Origin of the sequence: Peribacillus frigoritolerans (genome assembly GCF_040250305.1) — a bacterium.
Taxonomy (GTDB): domain Bacteria; phylum Bacillota; class Bacilli; order Bacillales; family DSM-1321; genus Peribacillus.
The window spans coordinates 528466-544660 of record NZ_CP158190.1 but is presented as its reverse complement, the minus strand read 5'-3'; the positions used below and the strand labels follow the sequence as shown (position 1 = coordinate 544660).

Below are 16195 nucleotides of genomic sequence, written 5' to 3'. Positions count from 1 at the left end.
TCTATTTTCCTCCTGTTGAATAGAATAGTAGTTCTTCTTCATTCGTTTTACTTGTTTCTAATTCGATGACAGTGCTCCCGTCATATAACACATATGTCCGGTTGGTAATGCCAATGATTTCAGAAAGCTCGGATGATGCATAAATGATCGCTTTCCCATTCCTTGCAAGCTCTGCAATCAATTCGAATATATCCTTCTTGGCTCCAACATCGACCCCTTTCGTTGGTTCATCGAATATGTATACATCCGCATCGGCCATAAGCCATTTCCCGATGGCTACTTTTTGCTGATTGCCACCTGAAAGGTTTTCGACATTCACTTCCCCTGAAGGAGTTTTAATGCCGAGACTTGCGATCATTTCCTTCGCTCTTTCCTTTTCCGCCTTGCGATTCACGAAGCTGAATGTCTTGGAGAATTTGCCAAGACTGGCTGCCGTCAAGTTCGCCGAGACTGATTCCTGAACAAGGACCCCTTCTTTCCTGCGTTCCTCAGGTACAAGTGCCAGACCGCTTTTTACTGCTTCGTGCGGTGATTTCAAGGAAATCTTTCGACCATTCAGGATGACTTCGCCCGCTGTGATGGCCGTATGGCCGAAAAGGGTTTTACACAGCTCCGTTTTCCCAGCCCCGACCAACCCTGCCAAGCCGATTATCTCGCCTGCTTTAATATTCAAACTGACATTTTTAACTTTCTCTGCATCTGACAATCCGTTCACTTCCAGAATAACGTCGCCAATCGAAGCATTCACTTCAGGAAACTGTTCATCCATGGTTTTCCCAAGCATGTTCTCTACAACTTCGTTACGGGTTATGTCTTCCTTCTTTCGACAAGTGACACCCTCCCCATTCCTCATGATCGTAATTTCCTCACAGATTTCAAAAATTTCGGGCAGACGATGTGAAATGAAAATGATTCCCACGCCTTTTTGCTTTAATTCATTTACAATTCGAAAAAGTTCTGTCGTCTCCGTATGACTTAACGGAGCAGTTGGCTCGTCGAGAATCAGGAATTTGCATTCTGTCGAAACGGCTCTTGCTATCAGGACCATCTGTTTTTCAGCCAAGGTAAGGTCTCTTACCAGCTTTTTCGAAGGGACACGAATTTTCATATCTTCAAGAATAGAAGCGGCTTGGTTGTGCAGCTCTTTCCATTGGACCATCTGTTTTTTTCCCATGTTTTGGACCATATCATTCAACATTACATTTTCCCCAACCGTTAAATAAGGGATGAGGGCGGTATCCACTTCCTGATAAACAATTTGAATGCCTTGTTCTTGAGCCGCTTTTGGTGAGCGGATATCCCGCTTCATCCCATCGATAAAAATGTCACCTGAATAATGAACATGGGCTCCCGATAAAACTTTCATTAACGTCGATTTCCCTGCTCCGTTTGCACCGACCAATGCGTGGGCTGTCCCTGATTTCACGGAAAAATCAACATCACTCAGCGCCTTCACCCCCGGAAATTCAATCGAAATCTTCTTCATTTCTAGTTGCGTGCCCATGTCCATTCCCCCTTATTGAACAGACACTCCCTTCTACTTAAAGAGAGTGTCTCTTTTTACTTTTTATAATGATCTTTCAAAACTTTCATCCAATCTTCTTCAAATTCCGTCGATACACCCCAGCCATCGACAATACCAGACAGATTTGCCATGTTCACCGCTTCTTTTGACGCTTGGATTTGCTTTTGTGAAATAAGTGAAGCCTCCAAGTCATAGGTTTGCGGCGTTTCTTCGCCCGCTAATTTTTTAGCCAATATCCTCATATTCACTGCACCGATCAACTTGGGATCCACTGCTGCCGTGTAGGACCATGAGCTATCAGCCGATTGGATTTCCTGGAGATCTGCATTCGAAACATCTATTCCATATATCTTCACTTCATCACGGCCTGCCTCTTTAATCGCCCGGGCTGCACCGATAGCAAAGGCATCCCATGTTGCGAAAATGGCATCCAATTTACCTTTAGGGTATTTATTCAGCATTGCGGCTACAGCATTTTGTGTCTGAACTGAAGTATCAGCAGATGCCACTCCGAATCTTTCGACTTCTTTAATTCCAGGATTTTCTTTTAATTTTTCCTGATAGACTGCATTTCTTCGTACCATTGGAGGAAAACCGTCCACCCAAAGATATGCAATTGCCGCTTCACCTTTCTGTTCTTTTATCAGTTTATCAAATGCCAGTGTTGCCAAAGCTTCATCATCTTGTGAAGTTAATGTCACGCCTTCTATTTTAGATAGATCGCTTATTGAATCGAATGTGACAACGCTTTTACCTGCATCAACCAACTTTTGAACGTCATTTACAGTTGCTGCATCATCTCCATGTGAAATGATATAGCCGTCATAATCTTCCTCCAAAGCCTGCGCTATCGCATCATGGAATTTAGCCGTATCACCATTGGCTGTGTACGTATCCACTTGAAACCCCAGTGCTTCTCCTTCTTCCTTCGCCCCCGCCAGGTATTGGGCCGTATGATCATCACCGCCAATTTTACGAATCACTTTGATTCTGGCTCCATCTCCATCAGCAAATCTTTCCGGAACATTTTCAAATGATACTTTTTCTTCTTTCTTCGATTCTGTGGAACTCTGCCCTGTAGAGCAACCCGTTAAAAGCAAAGCCGAAGCGATGGCTGAAATGAATATCCCTTTAATAGACCTTCTCATCTTGTTTCCCTCCATTTTTTCTTATTAGTCTTATCAGTTAAGTTGGTGTAAATCCCAAAATAAAAACCTCTCTAATATAGAGAGGTTTAATCGGCTGTTTTGCAGACTTGTCCCTCTCTTATCTGTCAAAACATTTCTGTTTTGCAGGATTTAGCACCAATTCCTAATGGAACGGTTGCTGGGCATCTTAGGGCCAGTCCCTCCGCCACTCTTGATAAGAGATATATGTGTTACGTTTTCGTAATTATCACTTTATAGGGATATAGTCGTAAAGTCAATAGATTTTTGAATATTTGAAATGTTCCCCGTTATTTTTTATTTTCTTTGTAGTTGGGCTAGACGCTTTTTCTCAATCTTTTCAAGCCTCTCCAACTGCCTTAATTTCACTTCGAATAAAGTGATAGGGTCACGGTAAACTTCCGGATTTTCTTTCATATGCTCCAATGCAGCCTGGTAGTCTTTTATTTCAGTCTGCGTTTGCTCAATCGTTTTTTGAAGTAAGGCAAATGAACCGCGATAGAAAAGGGAGATGTCACGATCCAAAGATTTTTCAAACAATCCAAATTGGGTAAGGAAACGTTCCGTGATCATTTCCGCAACATCCAGGTAATCTTCACTTTCTAGGTATTTCTTATAACGATTGTACATATTGGCTTTATTTTGCGGTATCGCCCCAAACAGCTTCCCTGCACCTTTAAGCAGTAATTGAGATGGAGTCCTGCGCAAAAGGATATTGACGTTTTCGATGCGGATACTGCTTGTCATCCGGTCGGCATCACGGCGCCAGTCATCCAATACCCTGAAGTCGCCTGCCAGCGTAATCCGTTCTTCTTTGTATAATTCATTGAATCCGGCACTCATCTCATCCATAAACTGCTGGCTTTGTGTGAACTCCATTTGGGAACTGGCAATCCAGTCTTGAAGAGAACGGTAATATTGAGGCATGATCTTGTCAGAAATGAAGTTTTGAATCCGCTCATTCATTTCCTGGTTTAACTGTACATGGACCTGACTGAAATCACTGCTTTCCGTTAACGATTTAGAGCAATCCCTCAGTAACTCAGGAATTTTTGAATAAAGCTGATTTTTCACTTCGTCCTTAAGCAGACGATACGACCTTATGATATTTTCACTTTTTTCTGTTTCCAAATCAGCCAGTTGATTGACCGCCCCATTCAGCTTGACTTCCATCTGTTCATTCCAAGAGATGGAATGCTCGCATTTCCGCTCATTGGCTGCCCGTTTTTCTAACAGATAAGATAAAGTTTTACGAATGAATGCCAGAATTTTTTCAGATCTTCTTTCCTTCCAATTATCATCTTGATAATTCGATTGAAGGAAGGCTGAAAGGTCCTTCAATTGCTGCCTGCTGTCATAATGTTTGGAGAAAGCGAATACTTTCGCATTCGGGAAATATGCATTCACTTTATCCCATGTTTCGTCTTCCATCCGGACTGCGACCTGATCACTGTATATCGTATCCATTTTATTTAATAAGAAATGAATCGGCAGTTTCGGAGCCATCATTTGAATTTCCAATAACAGATCCCGTTCGCTGCCGGTGAATGGCGCCCGGGCGTCAAGAACGAACATCAGGCCATCACTGCCATGTAAATAGCCTTGGAAATCGGATTCCACGCTTTTTTCCCCATTGAACCCCGGTGTATCCAATAATCGCAGATGATTATTTCTTAGGTAGTCACTGATGATCGTCACATCGACAATAGTCCCGCGCTGACGGCGTGTTTCATCCAAATCAGTTAGCTCCTCGACAACCTTGCTATCTGTATCGGTAATTTCAAGGATTTCCAAATCATCCCCGTCTTTGACACTGACTAGGGAAGAATGATCTTCAGCGGCAATGCTCTCGCCAACGATTGACTGAATAAAGGATGTCTTGCCATTTCCTGTACTTCCTGCAAGAAGGAGATTGAAATTCCGGGTATCCTTAAGCCCGTCTACCATCCATTTAAGCTTATTGCCAACCTTTAAATCATTATCTTCAGCCCACTGGATAATGGAATTGAACAGTTTCTCTCCCGCTTCCAGTCCGCCACCCAATTTAGGCGATTTCGAAAGCAGGCTCTCTGCGTCCTGAATGACCAACGCATTGATCGTATCCGGGAAGATTTCATTCCAGGACAACGCGGATGCCGCCGCAAACAGCGAGAGCTCCCCGTCTGCGATTTTGAGCCAGTTTTCCAGCAACCTTGGCACGACAGGACTTAATTCCTTGATTAGATGCGTTCCTTCTAACAGACCTGCATATGCATCCCTGTAATAGACGGAAAGCTCATCCCATACATCCGCATGGTTCAATTCGATGGTATCTATCAAGTTATTAATCACTCTTAGCCATTCGAAATAAGAGTCCGTATATTTATAGTTTTTCCACAGGGCAACCGTCACCTTTTCGAAACGTTCCTGGTCGAGTGTGTAAAGCGAACCAAGGACAGTTGAAAAATAATCCGGATCCATCGATTGGGCAACACCTTGCTGGATATACGTTTTCAGTACATCGAACCAGCCCATTGATTCTGTACGGATACTTTCATTCGCCGCTAATACAACCGCACTGTTCCAATCCTTTTGTTCTTCAAAAAAGGCGCGTGCAATTTCCGTGACATTCGGGTAGTCCGGTTGGAACTCGACCGCTTCTTTCACGACATTGGAAGCCAGGTCATTTCTCGATTCCACTATGTACAGGGAAAACAGTTGCAAAAGAACCTCTGTTTTCAAGACCGCTTCATCCGTATCGACGGATTTATAGATATCCTCTGCGGTTGAATACATTTCCAGTTCAAAATAAGCATCAGCGATGTTTTTCTTCGCCCATGAACCAAGTTCCCCTTCTATGTTTTCCCATTTAAAAATGGCTGCCTCATAGTCATGATGCTGAAAATATATTTCTCCTTGAGCAAATCGAATTGCGGTTAAATCCGCTATTTCCTTTTTTTGTTCCACGAGAAACATTTCACCCAAAGCTTGAATGGGGTGCTTCCTTGTATCCTCAATCATCGTTTCATAATATTTTTTTCCGATCAGACGTTCGTCCATCTTTATTCCCCCGATATATTTCATATTTTCAATTAAAGGATAATCACTGATTCTATAAGCCTTCTAGTAGACCTAACATTCAATCTATAGGTTCCTTTAGTTAAAAAATCATTTACAAAACCTTAAAATGTTATTTTAGCAAAACAATATGGTAACAACATGTCACCACTCTTACAATTTTAAAACAGAAACAATTGGAACTGTAATGTTTTTAATAAACCGATACAGAGATGTCATTTCCATATTCGAGAAAATATGTTTTTTCTAGAGGTGAGCGAACCATTCTTCTCCCTCTAAATTACCAGAAGCCCACCCCTTCAACTTACCTATAAACGGTAAAAAGCAAAATCACCCTGCCTCATCCATATAAAAAAGCAGTACCTCATTCATAAAAGGTAACTGCTCTCTGATAAGCTCCGAACAGTACTTGTCCTTTGACAAATTAGGATTATACCCCTGTACGCTTACGTTGGTTATTCGGCTTTTTGGTCAACTGGCTTTTAAGCTGTTTCGTTTTCTTTACAACGCCTGTTTCCAGTTTATCTTTACTTGATCCTGCTTGCTTTTGAGCCAGTTTTTGTTTGACTGCATCCGCCAGGCTTAATTTTTTATTTTCAGACATACTGTTGTCTCCTTTAGTGTTCTGCCTTCTATTATAATATAGTTGCGATTAGAAAGATAATAGGGAGTTATAGCCTATTCTTGTTCAAAAAATCCTCTGGATAAAGGAAGTTTCGCCAACGAGGGACTAATTTCCTGCTCCTTTTAAAGGATTAATGATAAATTATGTTGACTTCATAATCAGAATTTGCTAAATTGTCTTTATATTATAAAATCTATGAAGAGAAAGAGTAAGATGAGAACCCTGTTCCACAGAGAGTCGACATGTGGTGGAAGTCGATGTCCAAGGCCTATCCGAAAATCATCTCTGAGATGCAAAGCTGAAAATGCAGTAGGCTTTGACGGGTTTCCGCCGTTACAACGGATCACGTATGAATTCGTACGTTGACTGAGTGCCGCAGCTTCTTTGAAGTGCGGAATATGGGTGGTATCGCGAGCACAAACTCGTCCCTGATTTTCAGGGGCGAGTTTTTTATTTGCACAAAACACTTTAATTAGCCTTTTTCAGGCCAGTCGGCGAGATTTATCATTTTTAAAAAAAAGGAGAAATCACCATGAAAAAAACAGACACATTATTTATCGGCCTTATGCTTTTCTCAATGTTCTTCGGAGCAGGGAATCTTATATTCCCTCCATTTTTAGGAGCATCTTCAGGAACTTCTTTCTGGCCGGCCATTGCCGGTTTTGTCGCCACCGGAGTCGGCCTGCCAATTTTGGTGCTTCTTGCAGTCTCACTTGTTAAAGGCGGGGCACAAACCATCGGTGCCCGTGTACATCCACTATTCAGTACGTTGTTCATGGTTGTCATCTATTTAAGCATCGGGCCGTTTCTGGCCATTCCGCGGAATGCGAATGTTGCCTATGAAATGGGCTTCAAGCCGTATCTTGGCGACTCAATGAATCAATCACTATTTCTATTCATGTTCACAACCGTATTTTTCATCATCGTTTATGCCATTTCATTGAATCCAGAAAAAATGGAAACCTTCATGGGACGCTGGATTACACCCGTTCTACTATTGTCCATGGTCATTCTCTGCGTCGTTGGGTTCGTAAAGCTTGATGCTCCATTCCAAGCTCCAACCGAAGCATATGCTGCAGGAGCATTTTCGAAAGGGTTCATTGAAGGCTACAACACGATGGATGCTCTAGCTTCCCTGGCTTTTGGGATCGTCATCCTTACTTCAATCCAGCAAAGGGGGATTTCCGAACGAAAGCAATTGACGAGATATACAGTAAAAGCGGGTCTCATCGCTGGTGTTTTGCTTTCTGTAGTTTATATCTCCTTAGGAGTAATCGGGGCACGCATGGCAGCCGATGGTTCATTCGAAAACGGAACGGATATCCTCACTGTCGCATCGACCCTTTTACTTGGTACTGGCGGTAAGGTCCTTCTCGGCATCATTTTCACTTTAGCATGCTTCACCACCGTTGTCGGATTGACGACTGCTTGCGGACAATATTTCTCGAAACTTTTCCCCAAGCTGAACTATAAAACCGTCATTCTGATCGTAACAATCGTCGGTTTCATCCTTTCAAATATGGGTCTGAATCAAATTCTGAAAGTATCGGTGCCATTCCTTGTGATGGCTTATCCGTTAACGATCGTCCTGATTGTCCTGACATTCTTCAGCCGTCATTTCAAAAACCCGAAGAAGGTTTATCGCAGTGCAATGACTTTCACAGGGGTTTTCGCCTTGATGGATGGACTGAATGCTTTCGGCTTACAATTAGGACCCGTGCAAACCTTGAGTGATGTCCTTCCCCTTTCCGCCTTCGGCATGGAGTGGATCATCCCTGCTCTCGTCGGTACAGCCCTTGGCGTTCTGCTCAGTCAAATCGGACAAACAGCTCCAGCTGAGGAGTTGGAAATCGAAACACTATAATAATGAAGTAAGCAGGTGATTTTACAGATCATCTGCTTATTTTGTGCACGCCTGCATTGCTTTATTTTGGAAATCGACATCCACTTTTTGTTATGATGGGGTCAAAGGAGATGATAAGTAATATGTCTAAGCAAACCCGTATTGGTAAAACAGATCTGTATGTAAATCCGATTGGCCTTGGCACGAATGCAATTGGCGGACATAACCTTTTCCCTAATCTAAGTGAGGATACAGGAAGGGATGTTTTGAGAACGGCATTGGAAGAGGGAATCAACTTTTGGGATACGGCTTACATTTACGGTCCTGAGCGTTCAGAAGAAATTATCGGTGAAATCCTTAAAGATAGCCGCAGACGCGATGACATAGTCCTTGCCACTAAAGGGGCACATAAATTTGTCGATGGCAACATCGTCTTTGATAACTCTCCTGCTTTTCTGAAAGATGCCGTGGACTCGAGTCTAAAAAGGCTCCAAACAGACTACATCGACTTATTTTATATCCATTTCCCTGATAGTGATACCCCTAAAGATGAAGCAGTAGGTGCCTTAAAGGAATTGAAGGATGCAGGCAAAATCAAGTCAATCGGCGTCTCGAACTTTTCGTTCGAACAATTGAAGGAAGCGAATAAAGACGGTTATGTCGATGTCCTGCAATCCGAGTACAATCTATTCAAACGTGAGGCAGAACAAGACCTGCTGCCATATACAGCCGAGAATGATATTTCCTTCATTCCTTATTTCCCGCTTGCGTCCGGTCTGCTCGGCGGCAAATATAATCAGGAATCAACATTCGATGACGGCCGGGCAAAAAGTCCGCTTTTCCAAGGACAAGCCTTTGTAAGCAACCTGCAAAAAGTGGAAGAAGTACGGGCGATAGCCAACAGGAAGCATACCGAAGTCGCCGATGTCGTACTAGCTTGGTATTTAACTCGGCACTCGATCGATGTATTGATTCCCGGAGCGAAAAAGCCAGAACAGGTCACCCGCAACCTACAAGCATTGGACGTCGATCTAACCATGGATGAAATCGCCGAAATCAGTGCCATTTTCGCTTAATTATAGATGTGAAAAGGCCGTTCAGTTTAAGCTGAACGGCCTTTTTATCCTGCTCTGCGGTTCATCCTTGTACTTAAATTGACTGTAGGGTCTCTATATTGCTTAGGTACCTCTACTTTGTTATATTTAGTGAATATTCCATAAATTAAGGAAGAGGCAGTCTGATGAAAAAATCTATTGTTATTTTATTTCTTATATTGGCAAATTTGTTCTGGGCCGGTAATTACATTTTCGGAAAATACGTTGTGACAGAACTTTCCCCAATCCAGCTAACATTTACGCGATGGCTAATTGCCGTTTTCTTATTGTTTCCTTTAGCGCAATGGATTGAAAAGCCACACTGGAGGATTATATGGAAAGCCTGGAAATTACTATTAGTCTTGGGTGTGCTCGGAATCATCAGTTATAATTTTTTCCTTTATTGGGCTTTGACCTATACAACTTCCATGAATGCCGCTCTTGTCAATTCCATGAACCCTGCCTTAATTGTTCTTTTTTCCGCTTTGCTGTTAAAGGAGAAAATTTCATCCCTCCATGCTCTCGGACTTATCATATCTTTATTCGGCGTTTTATTGGTCTTGACAAAAGGACACCTTCTGGATATTTTCCAGCTCACCTATAATAAAGGCGACCTATTGATGATCCTGGCGATTCTCGTTTGGACCTTCTATTCAATAATCGGTAAAAAACTGAAAAACATTCCGATCATCTCTGCTACTGCCGTTTCCGTATTTCTCGGATTGATTCTCGTCGCTCCATTCGCCATTGGCTCTGGAATGAACCTTGATTTAAGCAGCAAAGCAATCACAGGTCTCTTATATATTGGAATCTTCCCGTCTGTCGGCTCATTTATTTTCTGGAATATTTCCCTTCGTCATATCAATGCCGGCCAGGCTGGAATTTACCTGAATCTGATTGCTGTATTTACCGCCATCCTTAGCCTAGTTTTAGGTCATGCGATTACGTTCATCCAAATCCTCGGTGGCATCCTTGTCTTTATTGGCGTTTACCTGACAAGCAAAAAGAAAAAGGCATATCCGGCAGCTGTCACGAAGAACATGTAAAGAACCTCCAGTAATTCTCACCAACGAACGCTTTCTTGTCTTTTCCCCTTGTCTATGCACCATGATTTACGTTATCCTTTAAAGAAGAAAATCTGAATGTAAAGGTGTGCTTTAGTTGAGGATCAATAAATTTATCAGTGAATCCGGAATTACCTCGCGACGAGGCGCAGACAAATGGATAGCCGAGGGCCGTGTGACGATTAATGGCACGGTAGCTGAGCTCGGCAGTCAAGCTGAACCCGGCGATGATGTCCGTGTAGACGGCAAGCCGATAAAAGTCGAACAGCAAAATGTCTATATTGCACTGAATAAACCGATAGGGATTACAAGTACGACCGAAAAACACATAAAAGGGAATATCGTTGATTTTGTAAATCATCCGCTTCGCATTTTTCATATCGGACGGCTTGATAAAGACTCAAGCGGTCTGATCCTTCTTACAAATGACGGAGACATCGTAAATGAAATCCTTCGTGCAGAAAACAAGCATGAAAAAGAATACATCGTAACCGTGGATAAGCCAATTACCGCGTCCTTCATTAAAGATATGTCCTCCGGAGTGGAGATTTTGGATACGAAAACACTTCCTTGCAAAGTTGAGCAGTTGACCAAATATACATTTAACATCACTTTGATGCAAGGACTGAACAGACAAATCCGCCGTATGTGCTCCGCACTGGGTTATGAAGTCCGTGATTTACATCGAATCCGGATCATGAACATCCATCTGGACGGACTGGCGAACGGCCAATGGCGCGACCTGACCGAGGATGAATTGACGGAACTATTTAAGGAATTGGATTACACCCCAAGGCAAAGATGATAATGAAGATGCCCCCGGAATTCCGGGGGCATCGTTTTTTTAATTTCAGAAGAATTTTCAGCAATCATTTGTTATTAGTTTTACGTTTTTGCCGATTTACTCGTGAGTTTCACGCTTTTACTCGTGAGTTTTGCTGTTTTACTCGTGAGTTTCACGCTTTTACTCGTAAGTTTTGCTGTTTTACTCGTGAATTTCACTCTTTTACTCGTGAGTTTTGCTGTTTTACTCGTGAATTTCATGCTTTTACTCGTGAGTTTTGCTGTTTTACTCGGAGCATGCATGGCAAACCTCGCGTTGGGATAAGTGATTGAGCCACCACCAATCATAACAATTTTGAGGGATTCCATGGGACGGTTGCCCTAATATTTAAGCAGCCTTCCATGCATTCATCGCAGCGGCTGACTATTGATATGGCTAATCCGATAATGGTGTACTTACCCTAACTGGCGTTTAAATGCTTTACTGGCGAAGAAGTAGGCGATGACCATTATGCCGACGCACCAGGCAAGCGCGATCCAAATATCGTTGCCAACAGACCCTTCATACAAGAGGGCACGAATCGCATTCACGATTGAAGTCACGGGCTGGTTCTCAGCGAACACACGGACAATTTTAGGCATCGTTTCGGTGGGAACAAAGGCCGAACTGATAAACGGCAGGAAAATCAGCGGGTACGAGTAGGCTGTCGCCCCTTCCATAGACCCCGCTGTCAATCCGGGAATGACCGCCAGCCATGTCAGCGCTAGCGTAAACAGCCCGAGTATCCCAGCTACCGCGAGCCATTCCAGGATATCAGCGTTGGAACGGAAGCCCATCAAGAGCGCGACAAGGATAACCACCACGATAGTAAGCGCATTGGAAACAAGCGAGGTCAACACATGAGCCCACAATACCGACGAGCGCTTGATGGGCATGGTAATGAAACGCGCCATCAGTCCGCTCTTTACATCCGTAAACAGCCGCACGGAAGTGTAAGCGACGCCGGATGCGATAGCCATCAGCAAGATTCCCGGCAATAAATAATTGACGTAATTGTCCGTGCCTGCCTCTATGGCGCCGCCAAATACGTAGACAAACAGCAGCAGCATCATAATCGGCGTAATCGCCACCGTGATAATTGTATCCGGGCTGCGCATGATGTTGCGCATTAAACGTCCTAGTAATACCCCTGTTTTACTTTTCATTTACATCTTCTCCTTTTTGCCAATGATTGCGAGGAAAATTTCCTCCAGTGTCGGCTGCTTCTCGATGTACTCCACTTTCGCTGGCGGGAACATCTCCTTGAGTTCGATAAGCGTCCCGGTCGAGATGATTTTTCCGCCATGCAGGATGGCGATACGGTCCGCCAGTTGTTCGGCTTCCTCCAGGTACTGGGTCGTCAGCAAGATTGTCGTGCCGCCGCCGGCAAGCTCCTTGACGGTATCCCAGACTTCAATCCGCGCTTCGGGGTCAAGCCCTGTCGTCGGTTCGTCGAGAAAAATGACTGCTGGCGTCCCGATCAGGCTCATGGCGATGTCAAGCCGACGCTTCATCCCGCCGGAATATTTGTCCGCCCGGCGGTTGGCCGCATCGGTCAGGCTGAATCTTGCAAGAAGATTGTCAGCGACTTGAGCGGGATTGGAAACTCCCCGCAACTTGGCGATCATCATCAGGTTTTCCCGCCCGGTGAGCATACCGTCTAAAGCTGCGAACTGCCCTGTCAGGCTGATGCTCTGGCGAACATGATCCGGTTGACGCTGGACGTCAAAGCCGCAAATACCTACTTCGCCGCCATCGGCCTTCATCAGAGTAGAGAGGATATTGACCGTCGTCGTCTTGCCCGCTCCATTTGAGCCCAGCAGTGCGAAAATTTCGCCACGCCGCACCTCAAAATCCACCCCCTTTAAGACTTCATTGTCTTTAAAGGATTTTTTTAACCCTTTTACAGAAATCGCTGCATTGCTCATACTTTTTTTCCTCCTTTTAATAGCGCGGCAAGGCCGCTTGTAAGTTTCGTAATTATCCGGTCGAGCGCCTAGCGGAACTAGATTGCCTATTCTCCTCTATTTAGTCTGACTGATATTCTGTATTACTTATTACCGAGTTAAAAATATACTGAATAGCGAAGGTGGCAATTCACATTTGTAACCAGCTATTCAGTCGGAATTATTTATTGAATTTATTTTTTCCCAATCGCTTCATGATACTTTCATTCAAATCTTCACGATACTTGGCGAAATAGGTTTTAGCATTTGCCACTAGTTCGTCGGCAAAGGACGCCACGTCGTCCCCAGTGATTTCCAGCACTTGTCTGCCTTCCGCCGCACCGGCTTCGAACAACTCGATTAATTCATACTGCATGTGCAGCATATCCATCCCGTTGCCCGCTGAGAAATTCCACATGTAGTTTTGAATTTTCTTAAATACAAACTGGTAGTCCTCTGGCAGGGCTTCAACCCGTGCCATCATCATTTTATACTCTTTTTTATCACCAATCATTTTTTTGAACAATTCCATCATGTTATTTTTCCTCCTTGTTTATAAAGCTGAACAAGACACTCCAAAAATAGCGTACGAAATATCTTATGAAGCTAGATTGACTTTAAGACATTGATTTTTGATGATACAAAATCCCATTTTTCCCAAAACAATTCAAGTTCCTGGCGGCCAGCCTCATTAAGTGAGTAAAACTTGCGGGGCGGCCCCATATCTGACGGTTTCTTCTCTATGTTCACCAGTTTTTTCTTTTCTAATCGTACGAGGATGGTGTAGACCGTCCCTTCCACGACTTCAGTAAACCCAAGCTCGTTCAGGCGGCGGGTAATCTCGTAGCCATAGGTTTCATGGCGGCTGATGATTTCCAGCACGCAGCCTTCCAGCGAACCTTTCAGCATTTCAGTTAAATTTTCCATGTTCAGAGCCTCCTCTATTTTGTGACTTATATTATAACGTAGTTCCGAGGGGAATTTTTACTGAATAGCTTTTGGTAAATCACGCTATTTAGTATTACTTATTACAACTAAACTGTAACACCGAGTAGCAGAGGTGTCAACTCCTTTTCTTAATAATATTTTTGCAACTTCACTATTCAGTGATGTTGGTATCCAGTGTTACTTACTATAAGGTATGATGTAACACGTAGTAGGGTGACTGTCAACTTGAATTTTTTTTAAAACCAGCTATCTGCATTGGATACTGCTGAACTTTTATTGAATAGCTTTTGGGTAACCACACTATTTAGTATTACTTATTACAACTAAACTGTAACACCGAGTAGCAGAGGTGTCAACTCCTTTTCTTAATAATATTTTGCAACTTCACTATTCAGTGATGTTGGTATCCAGTGTTACTTACTATAAGGTATGATGTAACACGTAGTAGGGTGACTGTCAACTTGAATTTTTTTAAAAACCAGCTACTGCATTGGATACAGCTGATTTCTTTTATGGAGCTTTTATTCCTCCTATACTTCTTTCACAATGACTACACGTATGTTAAGAAAGGCGAAAGATTTCTGTAGACAGTGAAGAACACGTTTAAACGTAAGGGCGGAAAAGGTCATAATATGTTTGTCTTCAACACAATTGAAGTGAAAAAGAAATTTTGTCGTATTATTAGTTCCACTTTACTCGTGAATTATACTGTTTTACTCGTGAATTCCTCTTTTATTCGTGAATTTCATGCTGTTACTCGTGAATTTCACGCTTTTACTCGTGAGTTTCACGCTTTTACTCGTGAGTTTCGCACTTTTACTCGTGAATTTCACGCTTTTACTCGTGAGTTTTGCACTTTTACTCGTGAATTATACTGTTTTACTCGTGAATTCCTCTTTTATTCGTGAATATCACGCTTTTACTCGTGAATTCCACGCTTTTACTCGTGAGTTTCGCACTTTTACTTGTGAATTTCGCACTTTTACTCGTGAATATCACGCTTTTACTCGTGAGTTTTGCACTTTTACTCGTGAATTATACTGTTTTACTCGTGAATTCCTCTTTTCTACGAGTAAGGGCCAAAAATAAAAAGCAACCTGCATTAGGCTGCTCGTTATCGGCTCTAAATTATACCCACCATAAATCAGTTGGGCTTTCGTTGATGAGTACAGTTTTCAGATTGGTTACGGCCCGTTGGAATCCTTCTTCAACTGACATTAGCGGATCTTCGTGTTCGATGCTGACGACGTAATCGTAACCGTATGTGCGAAGGGCGCTCATGATGTCGGACCACTCTTGCAGGCTGTGGCCGCATCCTACAGAGCGAAAGTTCCAGGCACGGCTCTGGATATTTCCATATGGCTGCATGTCGGTTAACCCATACATATTGATGTTATCCTGATCCAAGTATGTGTCTTTTGCGTGGAAGTGGTAGATTGCTCCCGCTTTCCCGAGGATTTTGATGGCCCCGACTGGTTCGATGCCCTGCCACCAAAGATGGCTTGGATCAAGGTTGGCGCCTATTGCATCAGATGTAGCTTCCCGCAGTTTTAACAAGGTGTAGGGAGTGTGTACGAGAAAGCCCCCATGCAGTTCAAGGCCGATTTTTATATTGTGCTCATCGGCAATGGCGGCCGCCTTTTTCCAATAGGGGATCAATTTTTCTTCCCATTGCCATTTCAGCACATTTGTATACTCATTCGGCCATGGGGCGACGGGCCAGTTTGGATATTTAGCTCCTTCGTGATCACCGGCTGTACCGGAAAAGGTATTGACGACCGGGACGTTCAGTAAGGAAGCAAGCTTGATTGTTTTAATCAGTGTTTCATCACTTTCTTTAGCGAATGCTTCATCTGGAGAGATTGGATTGCCGTGGCAGCTGAATGCACTGATCGTTAACCCTCTTGCTTGAACGGATTCGAGGTATTTTTGGCGCTTTTCTTCACTTTCCAGCAGTTCATCGAGTGGACAATGGATATTCCCTGGATACCCGCCTGTACCGATTTCAACTGTTTTTAATCCGGAATCCGCGACATAATCAAGCATATCCTCGAATGATTTTTGAGCAAATAGCACTGTAAAGATCCCTAATTTCACATGCCCC

Annotated in this window: 13 protein-coding genes, 1 riboswitch and 1 other annotated feature; of the genes, 4 read left to right on the top strand and 9 right to left on the bottom strand. The window is 43.3% G+C overall.

Translation table 11 applies throughout. The features are described 5' to 3' along the window. Nucleotide 1 precedes the first annotated feature (1 nt). The 4 genes from ABOA58_RS02645 to ABOA58_RS02630 form a co-directional block, all read right to left on the bottom strand. Entirely contained in the window at nt 2–1504 is a 1503-nt protein-coding gene (locus tag ABOA58_RS02645) for a sugar ABC transporter ATP-binding protein (protein ID WP_350301094.1), read from the bottom strand. Nucleotides 1505–1560: 56 nt separating this feature from the next. Then, nucleotides 1561–2673 (bottom strand): sugar ABC transporter substrate-binding protein, encoded by a 1113-nt coding sequence (locus ABOA58_RS02640; protein ID WP_350301093.1) that lies wholly within the window; start codon nt 2671–2673, stop codon nt 1561–1563. A gap of 115 nt (nt 2674–2788) precedes the next feature. After that, nucleotides 2789–2894, bottom strand: a riboswitch (SAM riboswitch). A gap of 94 nt (nt 2895–2988) precedes the next feature. Next, the gene (locus tag ABOA58_RS02635; protein WP_350301092.1) at nt 2989–5730 is read right to left on the bottom strand and encodes a GTPase domain-containing protein; all 2742 of its coding nucleotides are present in this window, start codon (nt 5728–5730) and stop codon (nt 2989–2991) included. Between the two features lie 448 nt (nt 5731–6178). Further along, nucleotides 6179–6352 (bottom strand): hypothetical protein, encoded by a 174-nt coding sequence (locus ABOA58_RS02630; RefSeq protein ID WP_164468807.1) that lies wholly within the window; start codon nt 6350–6352, stop codon nt 6179–6181. Nucleotides 6353–6559: 207 nt separating this feature from the next. After that, nucleotides 6560–6806, top strand: a binding site (T-box leader). 99 nt (nt 6807–6905) lie between these two features. On the opposite strand from ABOA58_RS02630, the gene brnQ reads away from it, so the two are divergent. The 4 genes from brnQ (at nt 6906) to rluF (ending at nt 11179) form a co-directional block, all read left to right on the top strand. Further along, a complete protein-coding gene (brnQ, locus tag ABOA58_RS02625) occupies nt 6906–8237 on the top strand; it encodes a branched-chain amino acid transport system II carrier protein (protein ID WP_350301091.1) in 1332 nt (443 codons plus the stop codon). A 122-nt stretch (nt 8238–8359) separates the two neighbouring features. Further along, entirely contained in the window at nt 8360–9292 is a 933-nt protein-coding gene (locus tag ABOA58_RS02620; RefSeq protein ID WP_350301090.1) for an aldo/keto reductase, read from the top strand. A gap of 164 nt (nt 9293–9456) precedes the next feature. After that, nucleotides 9457–10356 (top strand): DMT family transporter, encoded by a 900-nt coding sequence (locus ABOA58_RS02615; RefSeq protein ID WP_350301089.1) that lies wholly within the window; start codon nt 9457–9459, stop codon nt 10354–10356. A gap of 115 nt (nt 10357–10471) precedes the next feature. Next, nucleotides 10472–11179, top strand: a complete 708-nt coding sequence (rluF, locus tag ABOA58_RS02610; RefSeq protein WP_350301088.1) for a 23S rRNA pseudouridine(2604) synthase RluF — start codon at nt 10472–10474, stop codon at nt 11177–11179. Nucleotides 11180–11613: 434 nt separating this feature from the next. Here the strand turns inward: rluF and ABOA58_RS02605 are convergent, their stop codons facing one another. From ABOA58_RS02605 to ABOA58_RS02585, 5 genes are all read right to left on the bottom strand, one after another. After that, complete coding sequence (locus ABOA58_RS02605; RefSeq protein WP_350301087.1) at nt 11614–12363, bottom strand: ABC transporter permease; 750 nt, start codon at nt 12361–12363, stop codon at nt 11614–11616. Next, nucleotides 12364–13125, bottom strand: coding sequence for an ABC transporter ATP-binding protein (locus tag ABOA58_RS02600; protein ID WP_350301086.1), 762 nt, complete (start codon nt 13123–13125; stop codon nt 12364–12366). It abuts the gene before it with no gap. Between the two features lie 199 nt (nt 13126–13324). Beyond that, nucleotides 13325–13678, bottom strand: a complete 354-nt coding sequence (locus tag ABOA58_RS02595) for a DUF1048 domain-containing protein (RefSeq protein ID WP_350301085.1) — start codon at nt 13676–13678, stop codon at nt 13325–13327. A 71-nt stretch (nt 13679–13749) separates the two neighbouring features. Further along, nucleotides 13750–14070 carry a PadR family transcriptional regulator gene (locus tag ABOA58_RS02590; RefSeq protein WP_033796096.1) on the bottom strand — a complete coding sequence of 107 codons (321 nt, stop codon included), beginning with the start codon at nt 14068–14070 and terminating at the stop codon, nt 13750–13752. Nucleotides 14071–15219: 1149 nt separating this feature from the next. Then, nucleotides 15220–16188 carry a sugar phosphate isomerase/epimerase family protein gene (locus ABOA58_RS02585; RefSeq protein WP_350301084.1) on the bottom strand — a complete coding sequence of 323 codons (969 nt, stop codon included), beginning with the start codon at nt 16186–16188 and terminating at the stop codon, nt 15220–15222. Nucleotides 16189–16195 lie beyond the last annotated feature (7 nt).

Coding starts and splice junctions, on each gene's coding strand:
- ABOA58_RS02600 (WP_350301086.1), bottom strand. CDS start 13,125: ATGAGCAATGCAGCGATTTCTGTAAAAGGGTTAAAAAAATCCTTTAAA.
- ABOA58_RS02605 (WP_350301087.1), bottom strand. CDS start 12,363: ATGAAAAGTAAAACAGGGGTATTACTAGGACGTTTAATGCGCAACATC.
- ABOA58_RS02615 (WP_350301089.1), top strand. CDS start 9,457: ATGAAAAAATCTATTGTTATTTTATTTCTTATATTGGCAAATTTGTTC.
- brnQ (WP_350301091.1), top strand. CDS start 6,906: ATGAAAAAAACAGACACATTATTTATCGGCCTTATGCTTTTCTCAATG.
- ABOA58_RS02640 (WP_350301093.1), bottom strand. CDS start 2,673: ATGAGAAGGTCTATTAAAGGGATATTCATTTCAGCCATCGCTTCGGCT.
- ABOA58_RS02620 (WP_350301090.1), top strand. CDS start 8,360: ATGTCTAAGCAAACCCGTATTGGTAAAACAGATCTGTATGTAAATCCG.
- ABOA58_RS02595 (WP_350301085.1), bottom strand. CDS start 13,678: ATGATGGAATTGTTCAAAAAAATGATTGGTGATAAAAAAGAGTATAAA.
- ABOA58_RS02635 (WP_350301092.1), bottom strand. CDS start 5,730: ATGGACGAACGTCTGATCGGAAAAAAATATTATGAAACGATGATTGAG.
- ABOA58_RS02630 (WP_164468807.1), bottom strand. CDS start 6,352: ATGTCTGAAAATAAAAAATTAAGCCTGGCGGATGCAGTCAAACAAAAA.
- ABOA58_RS02590 (WP_033796096.1), bottom strand. CDS start 14,070: ATGGAAAATTTAACTGAAATGCTGAAAGGTTCGCTGGAAGGCTGCGTG.
- ABOA58_RS02645 (WP_350301094.1), bottom strand. CDS start 1,504: ATGGGCACGCAACTAGAAATGAAGAAGATTTCGATTGAATTTCCGGGG.